19 protein-coding genes and 3 tRNA genes are annotated in these 25481 nt (G+C 36.2%); 16 read left to right on the top strand and 6 right to left on the bottom strand.

All coding sequences use genetic code 11. The annotated features are described in order from the left end of the window. Nucleotides 1-3 precede the first annotated feature (3 nt). The 3 genes from AC5P2S_RS12505 to AC5P2S_RS12495 all read right to left on the bottom strand — a co-directional run bounded on the left by AC5P2S_RS12505 (nucleotide 4) and on the right by AC5P2S_RS12495 (nucleotide 1650). A complete protein-coding gene (locus AC5P2S_RS12505) occupies nucleotides 4-381 on the bottom strand; it encodes an MmcQ/YjbR family DNA-binding protein (protein ID WP_494555082.1) in 378 nt (125 codons plus the stop codon). A gap of 14 nt (nucleotides 382-395) precedes the next feature. Then, a complete protein-coding gene (locus AC5P2S_RS12500; protein WP_494555081.1) occupies nucleotides 396-959 on the bottom strand; it encodes a DUF4256 domain-containing protein in 564 nt (187 codons plus the stop codon). Between the two features lie 115 nt (nucleotides 960-1074). Beyond that, the gene (locus AC5P2S_RS12495) at nucleotides 1075-1650 is read right to left on the bottom strand and encodes a YdeI/OmpD-associated family protein (RefSeq protein ID WP_494555080.1); all 576 of its coding nucleotides are present in this window, start codon (nucleotides 1648-1650) and stop codon (nucleotides 1075-1077) included. Between the two features lie 114 nt (nucleotides 1651-1764). Between AC5P2S_RS12495 and AC5P2S_RS12490 the strand changes: the two genes are divergently transcribed. From AC5P2S_RS12490 to AC5P2S_RS12475, 4 genes are all read left to right on the top strand, one after another. Beyond that, the gene (locus tag AC5P2S_RS12490; RefSeq protein ID WP_494555079.1) at nucleotides 1765-3888 is read left to right on the top strand and encodes a TonB-dependent receptor domain-containing protein; all 2124 of its coding nucleotides are present in this window, start codon (nucleotides 1765-1767) and stop codon (nucleotides 3886-3888) included. A 280-nt stretch (nucleotides 3889-4168) separates the two neighbouring features. Further along, on the top strand, nucleotides 4169-5815 hold the full coding sequence (gene pafA / locus AC5P2S_RS12485; RefSeq protein WP_494555078.1) for an alkaline phosphatase PafA: 1647 nt from the start codon (nucleotides 4169-4171) through the stop codon (nucleotides 5813-5815). A gap of 161 nt (nucleotides 5816-5976) precedes the next feature. After that, a complete protein-coding gene (locus tag AC5P2S_RS12480) occupies nucleotides 5977-6741 on the top strand; it encodes a TIGR02757 family protein (RefSeq protein WP_494557032.1) in 765 nt (254 codons plus the stop codon). 185 nt (nucleotides 6742-6926) lie between these two features. After that, complete coding sequence (locus tag AC5P2S_RS12475; protein WP_494555077.1) at nucleotides 6927-7595, top strand: YceI family protein; 669 nt, start codon at nucleotides 6927-6929, stop codon at nucleotides 7593-7595. A gap of 416 nt (nucleotides 7596-8011) precedes the next feature. Here AC5P2S_RS12475 and uvrA read toward each other — a convergent pair whose 3' ends face one another. After that, entirely contained in the window at nucleotides 8012-10801 is a 2790-nt protein-coding gene (gene uvrA, locus AC5P2S_RS12470) for an excinuclease ABC subunit UvrA (protein WP_494555076.1), read from the bottom strand. Between the two features lie 770 nt (nucleotides 10802-11571). On the opposite strand from uvrA, the gene AC5P2S_RS12465 reads away from it, so the two are divergent. Beyond that, nucleotides 11572-13371 (top strand): TonB-dependent receptor plug domain-containing protein, encoded by a 1800-nt coding sequence (locus AC5P2S_RS12465; RefSeq protein WP_494555075.1) that lies wholly within the window; start codon nucleotides 11572-11574, stop codon nucleotides 13369-13371. A 112-nt stretch (nucleotides 13372-13483) separates the two neighbouring features. Further along, nucleotides 13484-14311 carry a 50S ribosomal protein L11 methyltransferase gene (gene prmA / locus AC5P2S_RS12460; protein ID WP_494555074.1) on the top strand — a complete coding sequence of 276 codons (828 nt, stop codon included), beginning with the start codon at nucleotides 13484-13486 and terminating at the stop codon, nucleotides 14309-14311. Nucleotides 14312-14366: 55 nt separating this feature from the next. Here prmA and AC5P2S_RS12455 read toward each other — a convergent pair whose 3' ends face one another. Next, nucleotides 14367-15374 carry an N-acetylmuramoyl-L-alanine amidase gene (locus AC5P2S_RS12455; protein WP_494555073.1) on the bottom strand — a complete coding sequence of 336 codons (1008 nt, stop codon included), beginning with the start codon at nucleotides 15372-15374 and terminating at the stop codon, nucleotides 14367-14369. Between the two features lie 136 nt (nucleotides 15375-15510). Between AC5P2S_RS12455 and AC5P2S_RS12450 the strand changes: the two genes are divergently transcribed. From AC5P2S_RS12450 to AC5P2S_RS12430, 5 genes are all read left to right on the top strand, one after another. Further along, nucleotides 15511-15595 (top strand) — tRNA-Ser (locus AC5P2S_RS12450). Between the two features lie 14 nt (nucleotides 15596-15609). After that, nucleotides 15610-15684 (top strand) — tRNA-Pro (locus tag AC5P2S_RS12445). Nucleotides 15685-15732: 48 nt separating this feature from the next. Next, nucleotides 15733-15806, top strand: a tRNA-Arg gene (locus tag AC5P2S_RS12440). A gap of 635 nt (nucleotides 15807-16441) precedes the next feature. After that, the gene (gene mtgA / locus AC5P2S_RS12435) at nucleotides 16442-17089 is read left to right on the top strand and encodes a monofunctional biosynthetic peptidoglycan transglycosylase (protein WP_494555072.1); all 648 of its coding nucleotides are present in this window, start codon (nucleotides 16442-16444) and stop codon (nucleotides 17087-17089) included. Nucleotides 17090-17105: 16 nt separating this feature from the next. Then, nucleotides 17106-19133, top strand: coding sequence for a transporter-like protein (locus AC5P2S_RS12430; protein ID WP_494555071.1), 2028 nt, complete (start codon nucleotides 17106-17108; stop codon nucleotides 19131-19133). On the opposite strand, the gene AC5P2S_RS12425 is transcribed toward AC5P2S_RS12430, so the two are convergent. Next, the gene (locus tag AC5P2S_RS12425) at nucleotides 19111-19407 is read right to left on the bottom strand and encodes a hypothetical protein (RefSeq protein ID WP_494555070.1); all 297 of its coding nucleotides are present in this window, start codon (nucleotides 19405-19407) and stop codon (nucleotides 19111-19113) included. The two genes, AC5P2S_RS12430 and AC5P2S_RS12425, sit on opposite strands and share 23 nt — an antisense overlap. 131 nt (nucleotides 19408-19538) lie before the next feature. On the opposite strand from AC5P2S_RS12425, the gene ychF reads away from it, so the two are divergent. From ychF to AC5P2S_RS12400, 5 genes are all read left to right on the top strand, one after another. After that, nucleotides 19539-20630: a redox-regulated ATPase YchF gene (ychF, locus tag AC5P2S_RS12420; protein WP_283416751.1), complete on the top strand. Its 1092-nt coding sequence runs from the start codon at nucleotides 19539-19541 to the stop codon at nucleotides 20628-20630. 135 nt (nucleotides 20631-20765) lie between these two features. Continuing rightward, nucleotides 20766-21665, top strand: coding sequence for a hypothetical protein (locus AC5P2S_RS12415; RefSeq protein WP_494555069.1), 900 nt, complete (start codon nucleotides 20766-20768; stop codon nucleotides 21663-21665). Nucleotides 21666-21750: 85 nt separating this feature from the next. After that, a complete protein-coding gene (locus AC5P2S_RS12410; RefSeq protein WP_494555068.1) occupies nucleotides 21751-22551 on the top strand; it encodes a choice-of-anchor J domain-containing protein in 801 nt (266 codons plus the stop codon). A gap of 77 nt (nucleotides 22552-22628) precedes the next feature. Next, on the top strand, nucleotides 22629-23405 hold the full coding sequence (locus tag AC5P2S_RS12405) for a TIGR00266 family protein (RefSeq protein ID WP_283416754.1): 777 nt from the start codon (nucleotides 22629-22631) through the stop codon (nucleotides 23403-23405). Nucleotides 23406-23581: 176 nt separating this feature from the next. After that, nucleotides 23582-25462 carry a DNA topoisomerase IV subunit B gene (locus AC5P2S_RS12400; RefSeq protein ID WP_283416755.1) on the top strand — a complete coding sequence of 627 codons (1881 nt, stop codon included), beginning with the start codon at nucleotides 23582-23584 and terminating at the stop codon, nucleotides 25460-25462. Nucleotides 25463-25481: the final 19 nt, after the last annotated feature.

Genomic DNA, 25481 nt, shown 5'->3' with positions numbered 1-25481 from the left:
GATTTAGCCAAGCGAATTTTTGCTTGTGTCAAAATCCTTAACCTGCTTTTTTGTAGCCAAAGATCGCCACGAAATTTCCAAAACTTCTGCGATAAGTTTCTTATCGTGACAATCTTTCCACATACATATATATGGGTAATTTTTAAAATGATCAGGCAAATGAAAAATTTCAGGAAATCTTTCCAGATAATGATTTCTTGCATCAAAGCCGATACGGATAGGAATAAATTGACCGCTGTCGTGAAGCCGGCACATTAGTTTTCCTTTCACTTTTACCGAAGGTGTTGCTTCGTGAGAAATACTTTCTTCGGTGCCGGGAAAAGTGAGCGCAATAGTTTTTACAAGATCGAAATCAGAATAATTATAATTAAACGGCTTCATAATTTATATTAGTTTCAAACTTTCAAAACCCCACGGAAACCCCTCGCAGCGTAATAAGATTCTGCACCATTATGATAGAGAAAAACTGTATCATAGCGTTTGTCGCAGAAAACAGCACCACCTAGTTTTCGGATGTTGTCAGGTGTTTTTAGCCAGCTCGATGTTTTCAAATCAAAATTGCCAAGCGTTTGTAATTGGCGATATTGTTCTTCATTTAAAATTTCGATTCCGATTTCATTGGCCATATCTATTGCACTATTCACAGGTTTATGTTCTTTTCTGGAATTCAGCGCATCTCGGTCATAGCAAAGACTTCGTCTGCCTTTTGGACTTTCTGCAGAACAATCTATGAAAAGATATTCGTCTGTTTTTTTATCGTAACCAACAACATCTGGTTCGCCTTCGGTTCTTTCCATTTCGTTAAGTGACCACAATTTTCCGGGATTAGATTCTAGTTTTTTCTGAACATTTTCCCATTGGATATTTTCGTGGCGCTTCGGATTTTTCTCAAAACGGGTTTTCAATGTTTTGATTAATTCTTTCTGTTCTTCTGCTGAAAGCTGAGGTTTATTTTTCATATTGATTAATTGTGTTAGATAAAAATATTTCTCTCGCAGATTTAATGAATTAAGCAAAACTTTAGTTTTTTGTAAATCTGCAAAATTTGAAAAATCAGCGAGACTTAAAATATTGTCAATCATTCATCCCTTTACCTTTCAATATATTTGGGATTGATTTTTCTATTCTGGATTCTCTTGATTTGGATTGTTTTGGTGCGGAAAAATGAAAAAGATAAGCTCGTTGTCTTCCGGGTGTCAAAGATTCGAACGCAGATTTCAGCTCGGGGCTATCATTTAGTTTGATTTGAAATTCTTCGGGAACTGGTGTTGCTTCTCTTTTGATTTCCACTTTTTCGCCACGTTCTTCAATTTCAACAGCTTCAAAAATATAATCTTTAATAATTGACTTTTTATCCAAAATATCCTGAACATTTTGAAACCGCATTTGTCTTCCAGCTTGCGTATTTTCTCCCATTTTCACAAGAAGATGTCCGGAATCTTTCATTAATCCGCCTTTGAAGAACAAAAGTGCAAAGTAATCTTTGAAGCCTTGTATAATTACAATATTCTTACCTTGAAAAGAATAACAGGGTTTTCCCCATTTGAAATCCTCTGTCAATTGGCAATCCAGGATAATAGTTCTCAATGCCTTCATCTCGTCTTTCCATTGTTTGGACTGATTGATGTGTTCGTCAACTTTTGAATTCATTTTAAGAATATGTTTTTCCAAATTTAATTAAAATTCGAATTAATATAAATTTAATTGATTCTAGATGTAACAAATATGGTAAAGTAGTTGTCTTATAACTAAAACAAAATAACAATGAAGTCAGCCTTATCCTTATTAGGATTATTATCAATTACAATTTCTTTCGCACAAAACAAAGATACTCTCAAATCCAAAGAAATAGAAGCTGTCACCGTTATCGCCAAAAAACCGACTGTCCAAAGTAAAGCCGACAGAACCGTGTTTAATGTCGAAAACAGTTCTATTCTGGCAGGAAATACCACTTGGGATATTGTGAGAATGACGCCGCTGGTTAGCATCGATAACAATGATAATGTGAGAGCGGAAGGAGAATCTGTGACGGTTTACATCAACGACCGAAAATCGGTTTTTACAGGTAAGGAACTGAAGGAATATCTCAAAACAATTCCTGCAGACAACCTAATGAAAATTGAAGTCATTACAAGTCCTTCTTCCCGTTATGAAGCGACCGGCGCAGTGATCAACATCGTTCTGAAAAAACGCGATGATGAAGGTATGAAGGGAAGTATTTCCTTGACCAATACTCAGAATACGAAAAACAACCAATACGGAAGTTTGAATCTTAATTACCATAAAAAGAATTTCACCCAGACGTTTGGAGGAAGTTATGGAGACAATATTTTTATCACACAAAATTCTTCAGTCAATACTATTTATGATACCAAAACAGTAAAAAATATTGATGCAGAAAGTATCTTTAAAAATAAAAATCCTTCGGTATCATCAACTTCAGAGTTTGAGCTCAATGATAAAAATAATGTAGGGCTTGTGCTGGAATATTATCAGGGAAAAAGAAACTCTACTTCCAATTCCGGAGGTACAACTTATGTAGATAATGTTTTACAAGATACTTTTGTTCAGGATTTAACAAAATCTTCAGTTGCGAAAACGCTTGGTACCAATCTCTTCTACAAATATTACGACAAGGAGAAAAATAAAATTCTGGATGTCAACTTAGGAATCAATTATGATTCTGATAACGGAAATACTATTTTCAATGAAACAGCTTTGATTCCAAATTTTTATAGAATCGATTCTTATAATCAGACCAGGAATTATTACGTAAAGGTAGATTATACAACACCTTTGGGGAAAAATGGCGGAACCCTGGAAGTTGGTGGGAAAATTGATTTTAATAATAATGTAATTCCAAATAATTATTTTGATTTTTTGAATAATACTAATAATGCAATCAGTGATTTCCAATATAAAGACAATATCAATTCACTTTATTTCACTTATAGCAAAACCTTTTTTGAAAAGCTTGAGACACGGGTAGGTTTGCGATATGAGCATATTGATTACAAAATCAGTGAAAATGCTAATGAAAGAAAAAATTCTTACGGAACTTTTATGCCCAATCTTTTACTGAAGTATGCTTTTTCACCGAACTATGATTTGAGTCTGACATACAATCACAGCCTTTGGAGACCTTGGTATTCGGAATTCAACCCGTTTGTTTTGCCCGGAAATAATGGGATGTACTACCGAGGAAATATGGACTTGCTTCCTAATCCAAGTGATAGAGTAGTACTGAAGTTCGGTTTATTCAAAAAGTATTTTTTATCAGCAAGATATATGTTTACAGACCAGGATTATTGGAACAAATTTGTAGAAGAAGACGGAAAAACAATTTCAGTCTCGGAAAATTTCAAAGGAAAGGTTGAGAAATTTTATCTTTTTGCCAATACGAATCAGAACCTATTCAAAAATAAACTGAATGTCAATTTCGGAATCGGTTGGTATTATATTGATAACAGCGATTTCAATAGAAAAAATGAACTGAATCAGGAAAACAACTATATCAGTTATATCGGTGGTTCTACCAATCTTTCTTATACTAATCTATTCAATAAGAACATCAATATCAGTGGATGGTTCAGTGTTGATAATCAGAATTACGGAAACTCTGTTGCGAATAAATACAATTTCTTTCATAACATCTCTGTAACCAAGATTTTCCCGAATTCTCAAATCGAAACCAGCTTACAGTTGATGAACATTTTTAAAAGGCCAAGTGTAGACAATACGACTTACAGTTCAACAGGGATGATTCGAAATTACAACAAATGGGATTGGTATGGATTCTCGCTCACCTTTGTAAAACGTTTCGGAAATCAAAAGGTAAAAGAAAATACTAAAACCGATGTCGAGAAAAACTCAGGCGGCGGAAAATAGAATTGTTAAATTTTATATTTAATGGAACGGGCAATTGCTCGTTCTTTTTATTTTTGGACTATTGTAAAATCTCCATCTCCGCTCAGATTGATAAAATGTAGAATTAAATTGTATCAAAGCTGTCAGACTGAGCGAAGTTGGAGTCCGTTGTGCCTTAAAACATTTGATTTAAGATGATGCATTGTGCCTTTGTGTAAAACTTTCAACTAAACTTTAATAAAATTTCACATCCCAAAACTTTTGAAAGATGTAAATTTGGGACTCAATTAAAAGTAAATCAATGTTCAGGAAAATTCAGATTTTCGTTTTGGCGGTGGCCACAATTGGAAATATAAATGCTCAGAAATCAAAATTAAATTCGGGAGAAAGACCAAAATTAGTTGTAGGATTAGTCGTCGACCAGATGCGTTGGGATTATCTCTACCGTTTTGAAAAGAAATTTGGAGAAGGCGGTTTCAAGAGATTATTGGGAGAAGGTTATTCATTCAATAATGTTCATATTCCTTATATTCCAACTGTTACAGCTATCGGTCATACTTCCATTTATACAGGTTCTGTGCCTTCCATTCATGGGATTGCCGGGAACGACTGGACGGATAAAGCGACAGGAAAAAACGTTTATTGTACAACCGATGACAGTGTCAATCCCGTTGGAACGGATAATAGAAGAAATGGAAGTCATTCTCCGAAAAATCTTTGGTCAACTACAGTTACAGACCAGCTAAGAATCGCAAGTAATTTCAGGTCAAAAGTCGTTGGCGTTTCTTTGAAAGACCGCGCATCGATTTTGCCGGCAGGTCACAATCCGACTGGCGCTTTTTGGTTTGACGATTCTGCCGGAAACTTCATCACAAGTTCTTATTATATGAATGAGTTGCCAAAATGGGTAAAAGTTTTCAACGACCAGAAAGTTCCGGAAAAATTATTGGCTAACGGTTGGGAAACAGCTTTGCCAATTAATCAATATACTGAAAGTACGGTTGATAATGTCGAGTGGGAATTTCCTGTAGGAACGGCAAAAGAACCGGTTTTTCCTTATAAAAATCTTTTATCAGATTATGCGACTAAAAAAGGCGTTATCAGAACGACACCTTTTGGAAATACTTTGACACTAAAATTTGCTGAAGCGGCTTTGGATAATTATGCCTTAGGAAAAGGAACTGAAACAGATTTTCTGGCTATTAACCTGGCTTCAACGGATTATATAGGACATTCTTATGGACCAAATTCCATCGAGGTGGAAGATACTTACATCAGATTGGACAGAGATTTGGCGGTGTTTTTCAAAATGTTGGATGAGAAAGTTGGTAAGAACAATTATTTGATTTTTCTGTCTGCTGATCATGGTGGAGCAAATGCGGAAGGGTTCCTGAGAGCCAACAAAATTCTAGGCGGTTTCTTTGATGAAGGAATGGAAAAAAATCTGGGAGCAGAATTGGAAAAGAAATATGCCAATTCTAAATTGATTCTCGGAATCGATAATTATCAGATCTATTTGAATCAGAGTCTCATCAAAGAAAAAAATCTGGATGAAGAAGCTATCAAGGCTACAATTATAGACAATCTTAACAAAGATCCAAGAGTTTTGTACGCTGTGGATTTGAAGAAGATTGGTTCGTCAGCGATTCCGGAACCGATAAAATCCCGAGCGATTAATGGTTATAACTGGCAGAGAAGCGGTGATATACAAATCATTTCTCACGATGGAATGTTGCCGACTTATGCTAAAAAAGGAACAACACACAGCGTTTGGAATTCCTACGATTCACATATTCCATTGATTTTTATGGGTTGGGGAATCAAACATGGCGAGAGCAATGGTGATTATTATATGACAGATATTGCGCCAACAATCTCCGCATTACTTCACATCGAATTCCCAAGTGGTGCCGTTGGAAAACCAATTACTGAAGTGATTGGAAGATAGACAAAGAGAAGTTAGGTATTAGAGTCTAGATATTAGATTTTAAATCATTAATTTATTAAGTCGCAAATGTTTTCAATAAGAACTTTGCGACTTTTTTGCATAATAACAATAATTTCCTGCGACTTTGCGATATAACAATTTCGTATTTTTGAATAATGAATTTGAAAGAAAAAGACATCTTCGATTTGCTGAATGAAAAAGCAGAACTCTACAATTCACCGGATTTTATTACCAATGATCCCATTCAGATTCCGCATCGTTTTTCTTTGAAGCAGGATATCGAAATTTCGGGGTTTCTATCTGCAAGCATTGCCTGGGGAAACCGAAAATCGATTATCAATGATGCCAATAAAATGATGGAATTGATGGGGAATTCACCATACGATTTCGTAATGAATTTTACAGATTCTGATTTGAATAAAATTCCTGTAAAAGCTATTCACAGAACTTTCAATCACGAAGATTTTATTTTCTTCCTGAAGAATTTTAAAAGAATTTATAACCAATTTGAAAGTCTGGAAGATGTATTTCTAATTATTGAAAATGAAACCAATTTTTCTCATTCGATTGAACGTTTCCGTAATCATTTCATTTCTGAAAAACATCGTGGACAAAAACACGTCAGTTCGCCTTACAAAAATTCGGCTTCCAAAAGGTTAATAATGTTTTTGCGATGGATGGTTCGGAAAGATAAAAAAGGCGTTGATTTTGGAATTTGGGAAAAAATTGATGCAAAATATCTTTCTGTTCCTTTGGATGTTCACACGGCAAATATTTCCAGAAAATTAGGAATATTAACCAGAAAACAAAACGATTGGAAAGCAGTTGAAGAATTGGATTCGATTCTCAGAAAATATAATGCAGATGACCCTGCAGTCTACGATTTTGCGTTGTTTGGATTGGGTGTTTCAAAAGAATTTGAATAGAATTTAACCGCAAAGACACAAAGGTCTCACTAAGAACACAACTATTTAACTTGTGAACCTTGTGAAAAAACGTTGTGCCTTTGTGGTTTAGAAAAAACGTTTCTTGATGTACATCAATGTTGTGTCAATATTTAAGGTCTTATTTTTGCTGAAAGAAAAATCAATATTAATTTAAAATATTATCTATGAAAAAATTAACAGTATTGGCATTGGCAGGCGCTGCTTTGATGTTCACAGCTTGTAACGACAAAAAAGAAACGGTGAAAGATGCACAGGAAGTTGCAGCAAAAACCGGTGAAGCTTACAAAGTAGATTTGGCTACATCAAAAGTGGATTGGAAAGCTTTCCACAAGGGAGGTTTTGCACCAAGATGGGGAACACTTAACCTGAAATCTGGAGAAATTACAGTTGAAAATGATGCGGTAACTTCAGGTGATTTCGTTATTGATATGACCACATTGAAAGTTGACCCTGCATCTGTAACGGAGGCTGACAAAAAGCCGGCTGACCTGGAAGCGCACTTGAAAAATGAAGATTTCTTCAACGTTAGTAAGAATCCAACTTCTGATTTCAAAATCACTTCTGTTGCGGATTTGGCTGGCGAACTTCCAAAAGATGCAGTCGCGGGTGCTAACAAAACGGTGAGCGGAAACTTGACATTGTTAGGAAAAACGCTTAATGTTTCTTTCCCTGCAAAAGTGACTGTTGCCGAAGGTAAAGCGGCTATCGAAGCTAAATTTACAGTCAACAGAGCAGATTGGGGAATCAAATTCGGGACGGATGAAACGGATCCTGCTGAATGGATGATCAGCAAAGACATCGAAATTGGGATCAATGTGAATGCTGCTAAATAAATAAATCGTAAAAAATGAAAAGAAGGACTGTTTCGAAAGAGGCAGTCTTTTTTTGTAATTCAAAGCACTTCGACTTCGCTCAGTGTGACACTTTTAGTATTAAATGTATAATAAGAATTGTCAGGTGGAGCAGAGTCGAAGCCTTTACGAAATGAAAGAACCGACTCTTTAGAAGCCGGTTCAGTAGATAAAACATCTCATTTTTTTAGTTAGACAACAACAAAAAAGGACAGCCGACAATGCTATCCTTTAAATTTTTATATCAAATTTAATTTGAGTAATTCCGATTGGGTCAAAAGCAAATTTTGTAATCATTTCCTAAATCTCTATTGTAAATTTAGAAATAAAAACCATACCATTTGTAAACTAAATGTTAAAATTTCATACTTATCCACATTTTTTTGTGGATAACTCTTTTAATCGAGTCTTTCTTTGATATACTTCGCCGTAAAAGACTTTTTCTCTTTAATCAAATCTTCCGGTGTTCCTGTGAAAACAATCTCGCCGCCGTATTTTCCGGCATTTGGACCAACGTCAATGATATGGTCGGCACATTTGATAATATCCGGCTGATGCTCAATTACCACCACTGAATGTCCTAATTCTATCAATGCCTGAAGCGATTTTAGTAACTTTTTAATATCGTGGAAATGCAAACCGGTTGAAGGTTCGTCAAAAACAAACAAGGTTTTTTCTGTCGTTACACCTTTCACAAGGAACGATGCCAGCTTCACTCTCTGAGCTTCACCTCCGGAAAGAGTAGAAGAGGACTGACCTAATTGCAGATAACCCAAACCAACATCCTGAAGTGGTTTTAGTTTGGTTGCGATTTTTTCTTCGTGGTTTTCCTTGAAGAACTCAAGAGCTTCGTCAACCGTCATATGAAGAATATCGGAAATGTTTTTCTCGTCGTATTTGATTTCAAGAATTTCTTTTTTGAAACGTGTGCCGTGGCAATGTTCACACTCCAATTCGATGTCGGCCATAAACTGCATTGATACTGTGATTACACCATCGCCTTTACATTCGTCACACCTTCCGCCATCTACGTTGAAAGAAAAATGCTTCGGTTTCAGACCTTGAACTTTTGCAGATTTCTGTTTTGCAAAAAGGTCACGGATGTCATCATAGGCTTTCAGATACGTTACAGGATTGGAACGTGACGATTTTCCGATTGGATTTTGGTCAATCAATTCGATATTCTGAATCAATTTTGAAGGAAATTCCACCGAATCATAATCTGCTTTTTTTCCACCCATTCCGAGTTGAATCTGAATCGCATTCGTCATCACTTCTTTCATCAAAGTCGATTTTCCGCTTCCGGAAACGCCAGTGATAACTGTCAGACATTCCAATGGAACATTGACGTCAACATTCTTCAGGTTGTTTTGACGAGCACCTTTTATTGCGATGTATTCTTTTGTTTTTCTTCGTTTTGCAGGAACTTCGATTTCCAAATCCCCATTCAGATATTTTGCGGTCAAAGTATCTGCTTTTAGCATTTCTTTATAATCACCACTGAAAACCAAATCTCCACCGAGATAACCCGCTTCCGGACCAATATCAATAATGTAATCCGCTTCTCGCATCACATCTTCATCGTGTTCAACAACGATCACGGTATTTCCTAAATCTCGCAATTGTTTCAAAACACCGATCAGGTTTTCCGTATCTCGAGAGTGCAGACCGATGCTTGGCTCATCCAAAATATAAATCGAACCAACCAAAGAACTTCCTAAACTTGTCGCCAGATTAATTCTCTGACTTTCTCCTCCGGAAAGCGTGTTCGATGTCCTGTTTAAGGTCAGATAACCCAAACCAACTTTAGTCAAAAATTCCAGTCTTGTTTCGATTTCGTAAGTCAATCGTTTTGCTATTTCTCCGTCGTGGTCGTTGAGTTTTAAGCTTTTTATTAAAGGAAGCAATTCGTCCAAAGGCAACTCAATCAAAGACTGAATATTATGTCCGTCGATTTTTACCCAGCTTGTTTCTTCCCTCAACCGTAATCCTTCACAGGTTGGACAAATGGTTTTTCCACGGTAACGCGAAAGCATTACTCTATACTGGATTTTATATAGATTTTCCTCCAGCATTTTGAAGAAATTATCAATGCTAGGGAAATTTCTCGTTTTGTCGCCCTTCCAAAGATATTGTTTCTGCTCTTTGGTTAATTGATAATAAGGCTTATGTATCGGGAAATCTTTAGCTTTTTTGATGAAATCCTTTTTCCATTCGCTCATACTTTCACCTTTCCAGGAAGCGACTGCATCTTCATAAACCGAAAGATTTTTATTCGGAATGACTAAATCTTCATCAATCCCAATCACTTTTCCATAACCTTCGCAAGCCGGGCAAGCGCCGTAAGGATTGTTGAAGCTGAAATAATGAACATTTGGTTCGTTGAAAACGATGCCGTCCAGTTCAAATTTATTGGAAAATTCACGGATTTTTCCGGTGTCTGTATTTTTAAGTGAACAATAGCCGTGCCCTTCGTAAAAAGCCATTTGGATAGAATCTGCTAATCTTTGTAAGAAATTCTCATCTTCCTCATAGCTAAATCTGTCAATCACAAGATTAATAGTCATATCCTTTTCCGGCTTGAAACCGAAACTTTCCAAATCCTCAATCCCTGCAATATTGCCGTTCACTTCCAACCTTGTGAATCCCGAAACTTTAAGAGTTTTTAGCAATTCAGCAAAATCTTTCACTTCAAATGTCAATGGCGTCAACAATAAAAAGGTGGAATCTTTTTTGGAAGCCTTGATGAAATCAATCACATCCGTTACGCTGTCTTTCTTTACTTCCTCTCCGGAAACAGGTGAATAAGTTCTTCCGACTCTGGCGTACAGCAATTTCATATAATCGTAAATCTCCGTAGAAGTCCCCACCGTAGAACGCGGATTGGACGAAATCACCTTTTGCTGAATTGCAATTGATGGCGCCAAACCTTTGATATCATCAATCTTTGGTTTCTCCAATTTACCTAAAAACTGACGTGCGTAGGAGCTCAAACTTTCCACATAACGCCTTTGCCCTTCCGCATAGATCGTGTCGAAAGCCAGAGATGATTTTCCACTTCCGGAGACACCTGTAATCACGATCAATTTGTTCTTTGGAATCAGAACGTCGATGTTTTTCAGATTGTTAAGGTGTGCGTTTTTAACGAAAAGAAATTTCTTGATATCGATGTCGGTTGTTGTAGCCATAGTAAAAATAAGACCCACAAAATTACGCAAAATTTAATCGTTTTCGGGTAAGTTTTTGGATTAAAATAATCACAATAAAATCACAAAAATCGGAACTGTTTTTATAGTTCCGTAGGAACGTTCTGTTAATAGAAGCAATAGGATTTTCACAGACAAGCGCCATCGGAGCGACCTGTTAAATGTATCCAATAGGTCGCTCCTACGGAGCTCTGATTAGTGCGTATGTGTTGTCTACTAACAGGTCATCCCTTATGGGATTTGATTTGTTTTTAATGATTTGATATTGTGTTGTTTATATGTTCGGAAGGGGTGGTTCGGAAGGGGGGTAAGGGTGGTTCCTAACCAGGGTATAGCCGGTTCCGAAATGGTTGTGGGTGGTTATATAAATGGTTGAGACCGGTTCTTAAGTGGTTATAGCCGGTTATCATCCAGGTAAAGGGCGGTTCCGAAATGGCAAAAGGTGGTTACTCAAGTGGTTGTAACCGGTTCCGAAATGGTTGTAGGTGGTTGTGCGAGTGGCTATGACCACTTAGGTAAGTGGTTGAAACCATTTCAGAACCGGCTTTAGCGATTGGTATAAGTGTCCCTGGGTACTTAAGTAGCTGGTCGGAGGCACTTAGAGAACCACAAAATGATATTTGTTGAACCTGTTACAGGTACGTCAGAACTAGTTGAGGTTGGTTATAATTCAATTTTCAGTAGAATTATAGGTGGAGAATTTGGCTAATCTCTATATTTGCGCCCGATTATCTGAAAGGAAATTTTAAACTATGAAAAAAACTGTAATGGCTTTATCCGTCATTGTTTTGTCGATTAACGGATTTGGACAAAATCAGGAAAAAGCTATAGATGAAGTGAATTTACAAGGTCGGTTTTTATCGATTCCGTATAATGATGTGAATGAGAATGTGACGGTCATTACCAGGCAACAAATCGAGAACAGTCCAGCAACGAGTATTGATGAATTGCTGCAATTCCATTCTGGATTGGATATCAGAAGACGAGGTTCTAATGGTGTCCAGAGCGATATTTCGATTCGGGGAAGTTCTTTTGAGCAGGTTTTAATTTTGATAAACGGCATCAGAATGAATGATTCTCAGACGGGTCATAACACATTCAATATTCCGTTTGATATTTCGGCGGTTGAAAGGATTGAAATTATGAAAGGTTCATCGGCAAAACTCTACGGTCAGAATGTTTTCGCAGGTGTCATCAATATTGTTACGAAATCTTCTGCTGAAGAAAAAGTGACGATCAAAGCCCAAGGTGGCGATTTCAAGACTTATGATTTATCAGCTTCTGCAACGTTTGGTTCGGAGAAATTTACCAATCTTCTGACGGTGAGCAATGGCGCTTCGGATGGTTATCGGTATAATACAGATTATCAAATCAGGAATGTTTTTTATCAGAACAAATTAAAACTGAACGAGGGAAGTTTAAGCTTGCAGGCTGGTTTTTCTGAGAAGAAATTTGGCGCCAACGGTTTCTATGCGTCGCCAACTTATACCAACCAATATGAGGAAACTCAGGCGTCTGTGGTGAGTCTGCAGTATCAGCAGCAATTTGGTAAACTGTCACTCAACTCCAGTCTTTACTGGCGCAGAGGTCAGGATATGTATCTGCTGAAGCGTGATAATCCGGCGTTTTACAGGAATATGCACATTGGCAACAATGCTGGTGGAACCGTCAATTTGTCTTACGAATCTTCACTTGGGATTACGAATTTTGGTGTTGATTATAGAAAAGAATTTTTGACCAGCAGTAACCTTGGGGAGAGAAAAAGAGATGTAACGCAGGTGTTTTTTGATCATCAATTCAAATTTTTTAATCAGAAGTTAGAAATTAATCCTGGAGCAAGTTGGGCCAATTATTCGGGCGATAATTTCTTTTATCCAGGGGTGGATGTTGGTTATATTTTTAGTCCAAATCATAAGATTTTCGGTGCAGTTTCAAAAGGTTTCAGAATCCCGACTTTCACGGATTTGTATTATGTGAGCCCGACTGAAAAAGGAAATCCAAATCTGATTCCTGAAAGTGCACTATCCTCAGAATTAGGTTACCGATTCCAGAATCAGAAAATATTAGCGAAAGTCAGTGGTTTTATCAGAAACACACATAATGGAATCGACTGGCTGAAACCAACTCCTGAAAGTATCTGGACTGCGGAAAATGTTGGGAAAATCAATCTGAAAGGTTTTGAGACGGAATTCAGACATCAATTATTTGACTTTTTAAATTATAGATTGAATTATACTTATCTTGACAATCAATATAAAAATAAAGAACTGTCCCGGTATGCGTTGCAGAATCTAAGACATCAATTGATTGGCGAAATCAATGTGAAGTTTTTGAAATTTTTTAGCAACCAGTTGATTTACAGATACACGGAGCGAGTGAATCTCGGAAGTTACAATACGCTGGATGAACAGCTCAATTTCCGATACAAAGATTTTAATTTTTATGTGCTCATCAACAATTTGACGAATACAAAATACATAGAGACCAATCTGGTTCCGATGCCTGGACGTTGGTTCCACGTTGGAGTGACTTATCAGATTAAAATGAACTAGAATATTAACCACAAAGACACTAAGCGCTACACAAGGTTCACAAAGTTTTATGTGTGCTTGTGAAAACTTTGTGCCTTTGTGGTTTTAACCTAAATTTGTAAAAAATTATATAATGGCAGCGTACTTAGAATTCAATTTCAAAATAAAACCTCTACAACCGTGGAACGAAATATTGATGGCGGAACTGATCGAAATCGGTTTTGATAGCTTCACGGAAGAGTATGACGGCGTTCTGGGATATATTCAGAAAGATATTTTTAATGAAGATGATTTAAAGTCTATTCCGCTGTTACAGAATGAAGATGTGACCATCACTTATTCTTACGAGGAAATGCCGAATATCAACTGGAACGAGGAATGGGAAAAGAATTTTTCGCCCATTAATGTGGAAGACAAAGTCCTCATCCGGGCAGAATTTCATGAGCCGAATCCGAATATGCATGAGATTGTGATCCAGCCAAAAATGTCTTTTGGGACTGGCCATCATCCAACGACGCATTTGATGATTCAACAGATGCTGGATATGGATTTGGGGAACAAGAGAGTTTTGGATATGGGTTGCGGAACTTCGGTTTTAGCCATTTTTGCGAAACAAAAAGGTGCGGGAAGAACTGTTGCCATTGATATCGACGAATGGTCTGTAGAAAATTCTAAAGAAAATGCAGAACGCAACAATGTGGAATTGGATATCGAATTGGGAACTGCTGATAATCTTGGTAAGGAAAAATTTGATATTATTCTGGCGAACATCAACAGAAATATTCTGATTTCCGATATTCCTACTTATGTTTCCGTTTTGGAAGATGGCGGAAAATTGTTATTGTCCGGACTTTGTTTCTTTGATGTGGATGATATTTTGGAAGTTTGCACAGAGAAAAATCTGAAACTAGAGAAGAAATTACAAAGGGAAGAATGGGTTTCTCTGTTGTTGAGTAAGTAAGATTTTATAATATAAAGTAAAGCCTCGAAAATTATTTTTCGAGGCTTTACTATTTTTATTTTTGCGGATATTTCTGAATCAAAGCCTGCAAAATCGCCCAGGTTTCCGCATCCATAATTCCGCTGTAGTTAGAAGGTCGGAAATGAAATTGGAAAGCCTCAATCGTTTGTTTCGTGGATTTATCCCAGACACCATTCACTGTCAGTGCGTAACCAAACTGAACCAGTTGCTGCTGGATTTTAGAAACGAATTCAGGATTGTTGTACTGTGTTGTGAGGTCAGTTGTGGAAGCAATTTGAGTTAAAAAATTCTGTTTTGCCGTTTCATCATACCACATTCCGATTTGATATTCATCATAGAGTCTTTTCCATGGGAAAAGCGGGCCGGGATCTTGTTTTCTTGTCGGCGCAATATCCGAATGAGCTAAGATATTAGTTGCCGGGATATTGTATCTCGTGACAATGTCTTTTACCAGGGCAGCTACTTTTCTGAACTGCTCTTCCGGATAAGGATAGAAAACACGGTTATTTAGCGAATCTGTGGTGTAACCAAGATTAACAATTTCGATTCCAATTGAAGTGTCATTCAGTTGCTGATCTTTTCTCCAGAAGCTTATTCCGGCATGGTAAGCTCTTTTATTTTCGTCCACGATCTGATAGATTTCTTTATCAGGAAGTGTGCTGACCAGATAATGTGCACTTACAGATTGCTGAGTCAGCGTAGAGATAGATTTTTCATCATTAAGAACCGTGTAATGCAAAATCACATACCGTTGACGAAAGTTTTGACCGATGGCAGGGAAATAAGTTTTAGTGACTTTGTATCCGGCCGGGTTTGCACTTACAATGGAACCGTAACTTATGGTATTATCATTCTTCGTAATATCCGCAATATTGACTTTGTAATATTCTCCTTCATCTTCCTTTATCTGTGGTTTTTTTTCAGTCACCACAGGTTTTGGAGCGTTTGGTATTGTTGTAATTTTATTTTTTACGGTTTTTTGCTGAGAACCGCAGGAAATAATTATCATTCCTAAGGCTGTGAGATATAGTGAATTACGCATATTGATGGGTGTTTACAGTTTATTTTGATTCAAAAATATGAAAAAAAATGAAGAAAAAAATTTGGGAGATAACGAAAACTGTTCTATATTTGCACTCGCAATTGAGCAGATAACGATCATCAAAATATTTCTAAAAGGAGGGTTGCCAGAGTGGTTAATGGAGCAGTTTGCTAAACTGTCGACCCGAAAGGGTCGCAAGGGTTCGAATCCCTTACCCTCCGCATTAGAAAATCTTCGGGGCGTAGCGTAGTCCGGTCATCGCGCCTGGTTTGGGACCAGGAGGTCGCAGGTTCGAATCCTGCCGCCCCGACATTAATTAAAGAATTCCTTCGGGAATTTTTTAATTTACAAAACTTAAGGGTGCGTAGCTCAGCTGGATAGAGCATCTGCCTTCTAAGCAGACGGTCAAAGGTTCGAATCCTTTCGCGCTCACAGAACTCACAATCATTTATTGGTTGTGAGTTTTTTTTGTTTCATTATTTCAGGATCATAGATTCTGTTTAATAATTAAAGTTTTTCAAAGTATTCAAAATCAGCCTGATTCTTATCTCTTTTTTATAATTCAAATATAAATTATTCTTTATCTATTTGTCAAAGATTGTATTAAATATATGATAATTATATTTTAATACTTTTTTATTCACTTGAAGGATAGTGTTAAATTTTTATATTTTTCTATGAAAATTATTTTTATTTCAATATTTTTTTAAATATTTGCAGTCCCCAAACCGGAATTATAAAAATAACAACCAAAAATACTAGTTCGGATAAATGATGAATCATAGAAATTCCTTCAAAACAAGATGGGATGATCGGCAAGAATTAACCCGTCGTTACAAAGAAAATCAAAAAAATAATGACGTTAATAAGTTTAAGAGTTTCGGTTTTTATGATTTCTTGTTTTTCTTTATTATAATGATTATTTCGCTTCTTTGTAAAATTCTGGATCTCAGCTTCCAATAAAAGTTTTCTAAATTAAACAGTGATTTCTGATTGTCTTCTTGAGGTAATTTTGACAGGATAAATATATTTTTGTTTTATTTTCGCTAAAAATTTCTTTTTTTAAAATGTGGAAGTTCATCAAGAAACTGTTTTTTATTCTGGTTATAGCCAATATACTTTTCATTATTTTCGGTATATTTTTTAATCCTCCTATCACAATTACCCAAATTGGCGGACTCGTCAAGTATGGGAAATTGAAACGTGATTATGTTTCCTATGACGATATGGGAAATAATATTAAAAGAGCAGTTATCGCTTCAGAAGATCAATTATTTTTTAATCACAATGGTTTCGATTATAAGCAAATTGAAAAAGCAATTAAGAAAAACGACAAAAAAGGAAAAGTTGTAAGAGGTGGTAGCACTATTTCTCAACAAACTGCAAAAAACATTTTTCTTTGGCAGGGTAGAAGCTGGTTCAGAAAAGGCCTGGAGGCAGTTTACACATTTATCATAGAAAAAGTCTGGGGAAAGGATATTATTCTGGAAAGATATCTTAACTCTATAGAGATGGGGCAAGGTGTTTTTGGGATAGAAGCTGCGGCTCAGTATTATTACAACAAGCCTGCAAAAGATCTCACGAAAAGCGAAGCAGCATGGATTGCAGCTGTTTTGCCAAACCCTAAAAAATACGATCCCAAAAATCCAAGTGCCTATCTTAACAAAAAACATAATTGGATCATGCGCCAAATGAACAATATTGTTTTGAAATAATTACTTTTGTAGTAATATGGCGATCAGATTATTCAGAAAAGACAGTTTCAGTGTAATTTTAAAAAATTACTTCAGTGAAAGGAATGAAACCTTGTCTTTACAACCTTTATCAGAAATCATCACAAGTCTTAAGGAAGAGGATTTGGGTGTTTTCACTGCCTATCTTAAAGATAATGAGCTGATAAAAGAAAATCTGATCTATTATATTTTCAATGTTTTCAAAGACAGGCCTTTTAATTTATCTTTAACGGAAGCTGATATTCTTTCTGAGAACGCTTTCTATCCGGAATTCAAAAAGAGAATTCTTAACAAGGTTTTGCCGCCAATAGAAAACGAGAAAACCATTTGGTATCTTGTCGATAATGTTTTGGTAACGCCAAAAAAAGATCTTCAGTTTTTTCAGAATTCTCCCGAAGATAAAGTTGATGAATTATTTCGGCTGTTGAGAATTGACAGGTTTATTGATCATCCGCATGTTAAAAAGGAGTTGCTTTTTTCGATTAATATTCTGGCCTGGCGTGTTATAGGTAATGCGCTGGATGTAGAAGTGATGAAAATGGTTCCGGAATACAGGAACTTCGATAATCCATTTCTGGCATTACAAAATGAATTCGATATTCTGAATGCCCAATACAAAGATAATCCTGACTTCCATCTCTCGTCAACAGATGAGATTTATAAACAAACCAAAATCTACCTGGATCAATGTCAGGAGTTTGTGAATATAGCTTTCAAAAATTCTTCGAAGTACGGAATCTCCAGTAAGACCAATCAGGCATTACTTAAGATCAGGCAACAGCTGCAAAGGATGTCGGATATTATCAAACTATTCGTAATCGATGAAGAAAAAGATTATTTAATCAATTCTAAGCAGTTATTTTTCAATATTCTGAAATATAAGTCGCATAAGAATAATCTCAGGGATCTTGTTTCCGACAGTACAAGACTCATGTCGCATCTTATTACTAATCACACTGCTGAAACGGGAACCCATTATATCACATCAACTTTCAAAGCTTATATGAAAATGTTTTGGAAGGCTTCGGGTGGTGGTGTTATCGTAGGTGCGCTTTGTGTTTTGAAAATGCTTTACAGCTATATACCGACAAGTGATTTTGCACATGCATTTTTGTTTTCTATGAATTATGCGATGGGATTTGTAATGATCTATCTGATGCATTTTACACTAGCGACAAAACAGCCTGCAATGACTGCCGCAACCATGGCAAAAGTACTGTCGGAGGGTGATAACCGAAATACTTATATAGAATTTGCGCATGTTGTTTCGCAGTTATTCAGATCACAGTTTATTGCATTTGTAGGAAATGTTCTGTTATCGTTTCCGGTTTCATTAATCATTATTTATGGATTAGAGATTCTTTTCAAACAGAATTTTGCTTTTGAGAAATCGGGGAAACTTCTTCATGATTTGGATCCGTTTCAATCCAAAGCAATCTTGCATGCTTGTATTGCAGGTGTCTTTCTTTTTATTTCTGGGGTTATTTCCGGGAATATCAGTAATAATTCTGTGTTTTATCAGATTCCTAGAAGAATTGCTAAAAATCCTTTGATTAATTATTTTTTCGGGCAGAGTGTTGCCAAGAGGCTGTCAATTTATTATTCCAAAAACTGGGCGGGAATCATTTCCAATTTTTGGTTTGGTGTTTTTTTAGGAGCAACAGCGCCGATTGGACTTTTCTTAGGCTTAGATCTTGATATCCGTCACATTACTTTTGCTGCAGGTAATTTTGCGTTAGGGCTTTATGGTAAAGACTTTGTCGTTAGTTCCTATACTTTTTGGATTTCTTTTGTGACGGTTTTTGTGATCGGATTTTTCAATTTTGCGGTCAGTTTCGGATTGTCCATGTTGCTGGCGTTCCGTTCCAGAAAAGTGGAATTGAGCGAAGCAAGAGAAATTTTCAAAGAAATATTCAGATATTTTATCAAAAATCCATTTAGATTTTTCTTTCCGTTAAGATCAAGGCTGGATGAGAAAAGCAAAAAGATGATCCAGGAGATATCTACAAAATCAACAGATCATTAATCAGCGATTCGTCCTTCAGAACTTCCTGGAATTTTTTTAGGAAAAAAGATTTTCTCATTCGGAAGTCGTTTTTCAGAAGCGGTGACTTGATGCGGATAACCAGAACTTTTTCTTTGAGATTCACGCTGACTATTTCTTCAAAAAGATCATTAGAAAGATAATCCTTCAAAAAATCATTGATCTCGAAAGCTTTTAGTTTATCTTCAAAACCATAGATTTTTGCAAAAGAATTTAATAATTCCGAAGACTCGAATTCACGTTTTTTCCTGCTCATAATTAAGATTGTAAAAGTATAAATTTAAAATTCAAAATAGTATATTTGCGCGCTGAAAGTTTTGGTTTCAAACGATCTGATTAATGCATTGGATTTCAAACCTAACAACTCAAAATTTTAAATCTGTTATTATGAAATGTGGAATCGTAGGTCTTCCAAACGTAGGAAAATCAACCCTTTTTAATTGCCTTAGCAACGCCAAAGCGCAATCTGCTAACTATCCGTTCTGTACGATTGAACCTAATCTGGGAACTGTTTCTGTTCCTGATCCAAGACTTTTCGAATTGGAAAAAATCGTTAATCCGGAAAGAGTTCTTCCTGCAGTTGTAGAGATTGTTGATATTGCCGGTCTCGTAAAAGGGGCAAGCAAAGGTGAAGGTTTGGGAAATCAATTCCTTGCCAATATCCGCGAGTGTGAAGCGATAATCCATGTTCTGAGATGTTTTGATAATGGAAATATCGTTCACGTGGAAGGTTCTGTAGATCCTTTGAGAGATAAGGAAATTATCGATATAGAACTTCAGCTAAAAGATTTGGAAACAATCGGGAAGGCTGTTGAGAAGGCTAAAAAATTCATCAAATCAGGAAAAAAGGAAGATATCCTGACTTATGAAACATTACAAAATCTCCAAAAATTTGTTGAAGACGGAAAAAATGCCAGAGAATTCCCGATGGATGATTTTACAAAATCAATAATCGATGATGTTCAATTGTTAACAAAAAAACCGGTTCTGTATGTTTGTAATGTGGACGAAAATTCTATCAAAAACGGAAACGAATGGGTTGCTAAGATTGAAGAAATGACCAAAAATGAAGGAGCCGAAGTTGTGGTTTTAGCTGCGCAAATTGAAGCCGATATCAACGAGCTGGAAACCTTCGAAGAAAGACAGATGTTCCTGGAAGAGCTTGGTCTGGAAGAGCCGGGTGTGAACAGACTGATCAGAAAGGCTTATGATCTTTTGAAATTACAAACGTATTTTACAGCCGGAGTTAAGGAAGTCAGAGCCTGGACCATTGGACAGGGTTGGACAGCGCCGCAAGCAGCCGGTGTGATCCACACAGATTTTGAGAAAGGATTTATCCGTGCAGAAGTGATTAAGTACAACGATTATATGACTTACGGCTCAGAAGCAAAAGTGAAAGAAGCGGGGAAATTGTCTGTAGAAGGGAAAGAATACATTGTTCAGGATGGTGATATTATGCATTTCAGATTTAATGTGTAAAACAAATATTGACAATATTAAAACGCTTTCAGAAATGGAAGCGTTTTTTTTTGATAAAAATCATTTGTAAAATTAATAATGAAATTGAATTATAAAATCTTATCTTTATAAGAAATAACTTTAAAACTATTAATTATGAAAAAAAATCTACTAATTTTATTTTTATTCGCATTCTTTAATGTGTTTTCACAAACCTATACGCCTCTATTAAAAGAAGGAAATAAATGGTGGGTTTACTATCGTGAGGGATATTGTGATATTTGTAATGCTCAGTTTAGAGCATATTATATTTTTATAAATGGTGAGATAACTATTTCTGGTGTTACTTATAAAAAAATTTATTCTAATTTATATCATATCAATCCTTATGGTCCATTTGGGAATGGTGAGTCGAATACAAATAATCCGGATGTATTTGAATGCCTGATGCGTGAAGATACCGCTACCAAAAAAGTATATATTTTAGATCCCGTTACAAATACAGATAAATTATTGTATGATTTTTCTGCGCAAAAAGGAGATGTTATTGATAGCAACTTTAGATGGGGTTTTTATAATTATCCTGTTACTATCGATGATGTCGTGTCGGGTTCTGTGTTTGGTAAAGATAATGTGAAGACTTTTAAGTCAGATTATAATAATAATATTTATGAAGGAATTGGTTCACAATCAGGATTGTTTTCAAGGCCTGCCGGTCATCCATTTGAAATCGGAGCTTATTGGTTAGACTGCTTCGAAGATACTGTGGGGAAATCTTGTGATAGCCAATTCGTATTACTTGGAACTTCTGAGAATTCTATTGACAAAAATTTAACCTTGTATTACTCCAAATTAAATAATGATTTTAAGGTTTTAGGAAATCTATCACAGGATTATAAAGTCACTTTTTACGAATCTACAGGAAGGTTGATTGAAGAAGTTAATGCCAAAGGAAAACAGAGTTTTTCCCTTAAAAATATTATCAAGAATAAAATCCTCTTTTACACAATTACAAGCCAGGGCAAATCCTGGAAGGGAAAAGTGATGATTCAATAAAAACTTTTTTTATAAAATATCAAACACTTCCAATATTGGAAGTGTTTTTGTTAGTAGCTTTAGCAAAATTTTTAATAAAATAATTATGGTAAAAAAATTACTACTTGCTTCAACTTTCACTTCAGTTTTTTATAGTTATGCTCAAACTACTGTTTTTAAAGAAGATTTTGAAAATGAAGAATCTGTAGCATTATGGAAGTTGTATGACAGAGATGGTGATGGTGAAAACTGGGAAATACTGAATGCTGAACTCAATGAGTTACCGAATTTCAGCGGTAATCTTGCAGTATCTTTTTCCTGGTATCTGGAAGCTTTTACTCCGGATAATGTTTTGGAAAGTCCGGTTATTACTCTTCCGAACTCTAACTCTTTATCGTTGTCATTTAAAGCGGCTGCAGGTGATTCTGAACTGTTTGAAGAACACTACGCAGTATATGTGATTCCTGCAAATTCTACCTTTACAGGAACAGAAACTCCGGTTTTTGAAGAAACTTTTGATGCCGGATATGTAGATGTGGCTAAAGCTGTTCATATCGATATTTCATCTTTTGCCGGGCAAGCTGTTAAAATAATTTTCAGGCATTATGACTGCGAAGACATTTTCTATATGGGAATAGATGATGTCGAAATAATGGATAATGCAGGAATGGCTGTTTCGGAATCTCCTGCTTTGGCTCTTAAAGTATTTCCTAATCCTGCCAGTGATTTGATCAGGATTTCAGGAATCGATACCATTGATAACATAAGGATTTTCGATATAACTGGTAAGATTGTAAAAGAAGTAAAAGCATCAGAAATTGATGTTAGAAATCTTTCTGAAGGTCAATATATCATCAATGTCTATTCAAGTAACAATATTATTTCTAGAAAACTAATTAAAAAATAATTCTAAGCTTCCGAAAAGGAAGCTTTTTTTGTAACATTTTTTATTCTCTCAGAACTAATTCTCTAAAAATAAGAACAATGAAAAATCACGAAATCGACTATAAAATCTACGGAGAAGAATTACAATGTGTAGAAATTGAATTGGATCCGAATGAAGCTGTCATTGCAGAACCAGGAAGTTTTATGATGATGAATGACGGTATCAAAATGGAAACGCTTTTTGGGGACGGAAGTAATTCCGGATTGATGAACAAATTGTTTACGGCCGGGAGAAGGATGCTGACCGGAGAAAGTCTCTTTATGACGGTTTTTACCAACACTTCCGGGCAGAAAAGACAAGTTTCCTTTGCTGCACCTTATACCGGGAAAATTATTCCGCTCAATTTGTCAGACTACGCGGAGAAAATCATTTGCCAGAAAGACAGTTTTCTTTGTGCTGCTAAAGGTGTATCGATCGGAATCGAATTTCAAAGAAAACTTGGAACAGGGCTTTTTGGCGGTGAAGGTTTTATCATGCAAAAACTGGAAGGTGACGGGATGTGTTTCGTTCATAGCGGCGGTTATGTGATGGAAAAAGAACTCCAGCCTGGAGAGATTTTGAAGATCGATACAGGATGCATCGTAGCTTTCACGCAATCTGTTTCCTATGATATCCAGTTTGTTGGTGGGATCAAGAACACGCTTTTCGGAGGAGAGGGATTGTTCTTTGCTCAGCTTCGTGGGCCTGGAAAAGTCTGGATCCAAACTTTACCGATCAGCCGGTTAGCAGGAAAAATTCTTCAATATGGCAGTGGGACAAGAAAAGAAGAAGGAAGTATTTTGGGAAAACTGGGTGATTTGATTGACGGAAATTGAAATTAACCTTTAAAATATAGAGCATAAAAGTTGGATAAAAGTCCAGCTTTTTTATGGTATTTTCGAAAAAATGTTATTAAAAAATTACCAACAAAGTTTTCAGATTAAAATCGATTTCGTTAAATTTGTGAGTTACCGATTTTTAACGGTTCAATGTTTCCAGAAATTCAAAAACTATGAGTGAAATTAATCCTGTAAATTATTCCGAAGATAATATCCGTACGCTCGATTGGCAAGAACATATCAGATTGCGTCCCGGGATGTATATCGGAAAACTAGGCGATGGTTCTTCTGCAGATGATGGGATTTATATTCTTCTCAAAGAAATTATTGATAATTCTATCGACGAATTTGTCATGAAAGCCGGGAAACGTATCGAAATCAAAATGGATGACGGTAAGGTTTCCATTAGAGATTTCGGACGTGGAATTCCTTTGGGAAAAGTGGTGGATGCTGTTTCTAAAATGAATACCGGTGGTAAATACGACAGCAAGGCTTTTAAAAAATCTGTCGGACTTAATGGTGTCGGTACAAAAGCTGTTAATGCGTTGTCTGATTTTTTCCGGGTAAAGTCCGTGCGGGAAGGACGTATGAAAATGGCGGAGTTCTCCAGAGGTGTGATCAAAACCGATTATCCGGAAACCGATTCTTCTGACAGGAACGGAACCGAAATCAGCTTCATACCGGACGGTGACATTTTTCTTAATTTCAAATTCCGGAAAGAATATGTGGAGCGGATGTTGCGTAATTATGCATATCTTAATCCCGGATTAACGATTGTTTTCAATGGTGAAAAGTTCTATTCAGAAAATGGATTGAGAGACCTTTTGGAAGAAGAATTGGAAAGTGAAATTCTTTATCCGATTATCCACCTGAAAGATGAGGATATCGAAGTTGCAATCACGCACTCTGACAAATCACAAACCGAAACTTATTTCTCTTTTGTTAATGGACAGAATACAACGCAAGGCGGGACGCACCTTAACGCGTTTCGAGAGGCTTTTGTAAAAACGATAAGAGAATTCTATAATAAAAACTTTGAAGCAGCTGATATCAGAAAATCGATTATTGCAGCGGTTTCGGTTAAAGTTATAGAACCGGTTTTCGAATCTCAGACTAAAACTAAATTAGGATCAAATGAAATCGAGCCTGGCGGAGTTACGGTGAGAACTTTCGTTATCGATTTCCTGAAAAATAAACTGGATAATTTTCTACATAAAAATCCTGAAGTTGCAGAAGCGATTCTCAGAAAAATTATGATCTCGGAAAGAGAAAGAAAAGAATTATCAGGAATCCAGAAATTGGCTAGGGAAAGAGCAAAAAAAGTATCGCTTCATAATAAAAAACTGAGAGATTGCCGTCATCATTATAATGATCAGAAAGCAGCAAGAAAATCAGAAACAATGATTTTCATTACCGAGGGAGATTCGGCTTCGGGTTCTATTACCAAGTCTAGAGATGTAGAAACACAGGCTGTTTTTTCTTTGAAAGGAAAGCCGCTTAATTGTTATGGATTGACGAAAAAAGTAGTTTATGAAAACGAAGAGTTCAATCTTCTTCAAGCTGCTCTTAACATCGAAGAAAGCTTGGAAGATCTGCGTTACAATCACGTGATTATTGCAACCGATGCCGATGTGGACGGGATGCACATCCGTTTGTTGATGATTACATTTTTTCTTCAGTTTTTTCCTGATTTGATAAAGAATGGACATTTGTATATTTTGCAGACGCCACTTTTCCGGGTTAGAAATAAAAAAGAAACTAGATATTGCTATTCCGATGCCGAAAGATTGAAAGCTTTAGACGAACTCGGTAAAAATCCTGAGATTACCCGATTCAAAGGTTTGGGTGAGATTTCTCCTGATGAATTCAAGCATTTTATCGGAAAGGATATCAGGTTGGAGCCTGTTGTTGTAGGAAAAGATCAGACAATTGATCAGATACTGGAATTTTACATGGGTAAAAATACACCGGACAGACAACTGTTCATTCTGGATAATCTGGTTGTTGAGGATGATTCCAATATAGATAAGAAAAAAACAATGATAGAGGCATAAAAGAAAAAACATAACCAAA

Source organism: Epilithonimonas sp. 33E, assembly GCF_059372615.1.
Note: the sequence above shows the minus strand (reverse complement) of the source record. Positions and strands in the feature narration are given on the sequence as shown.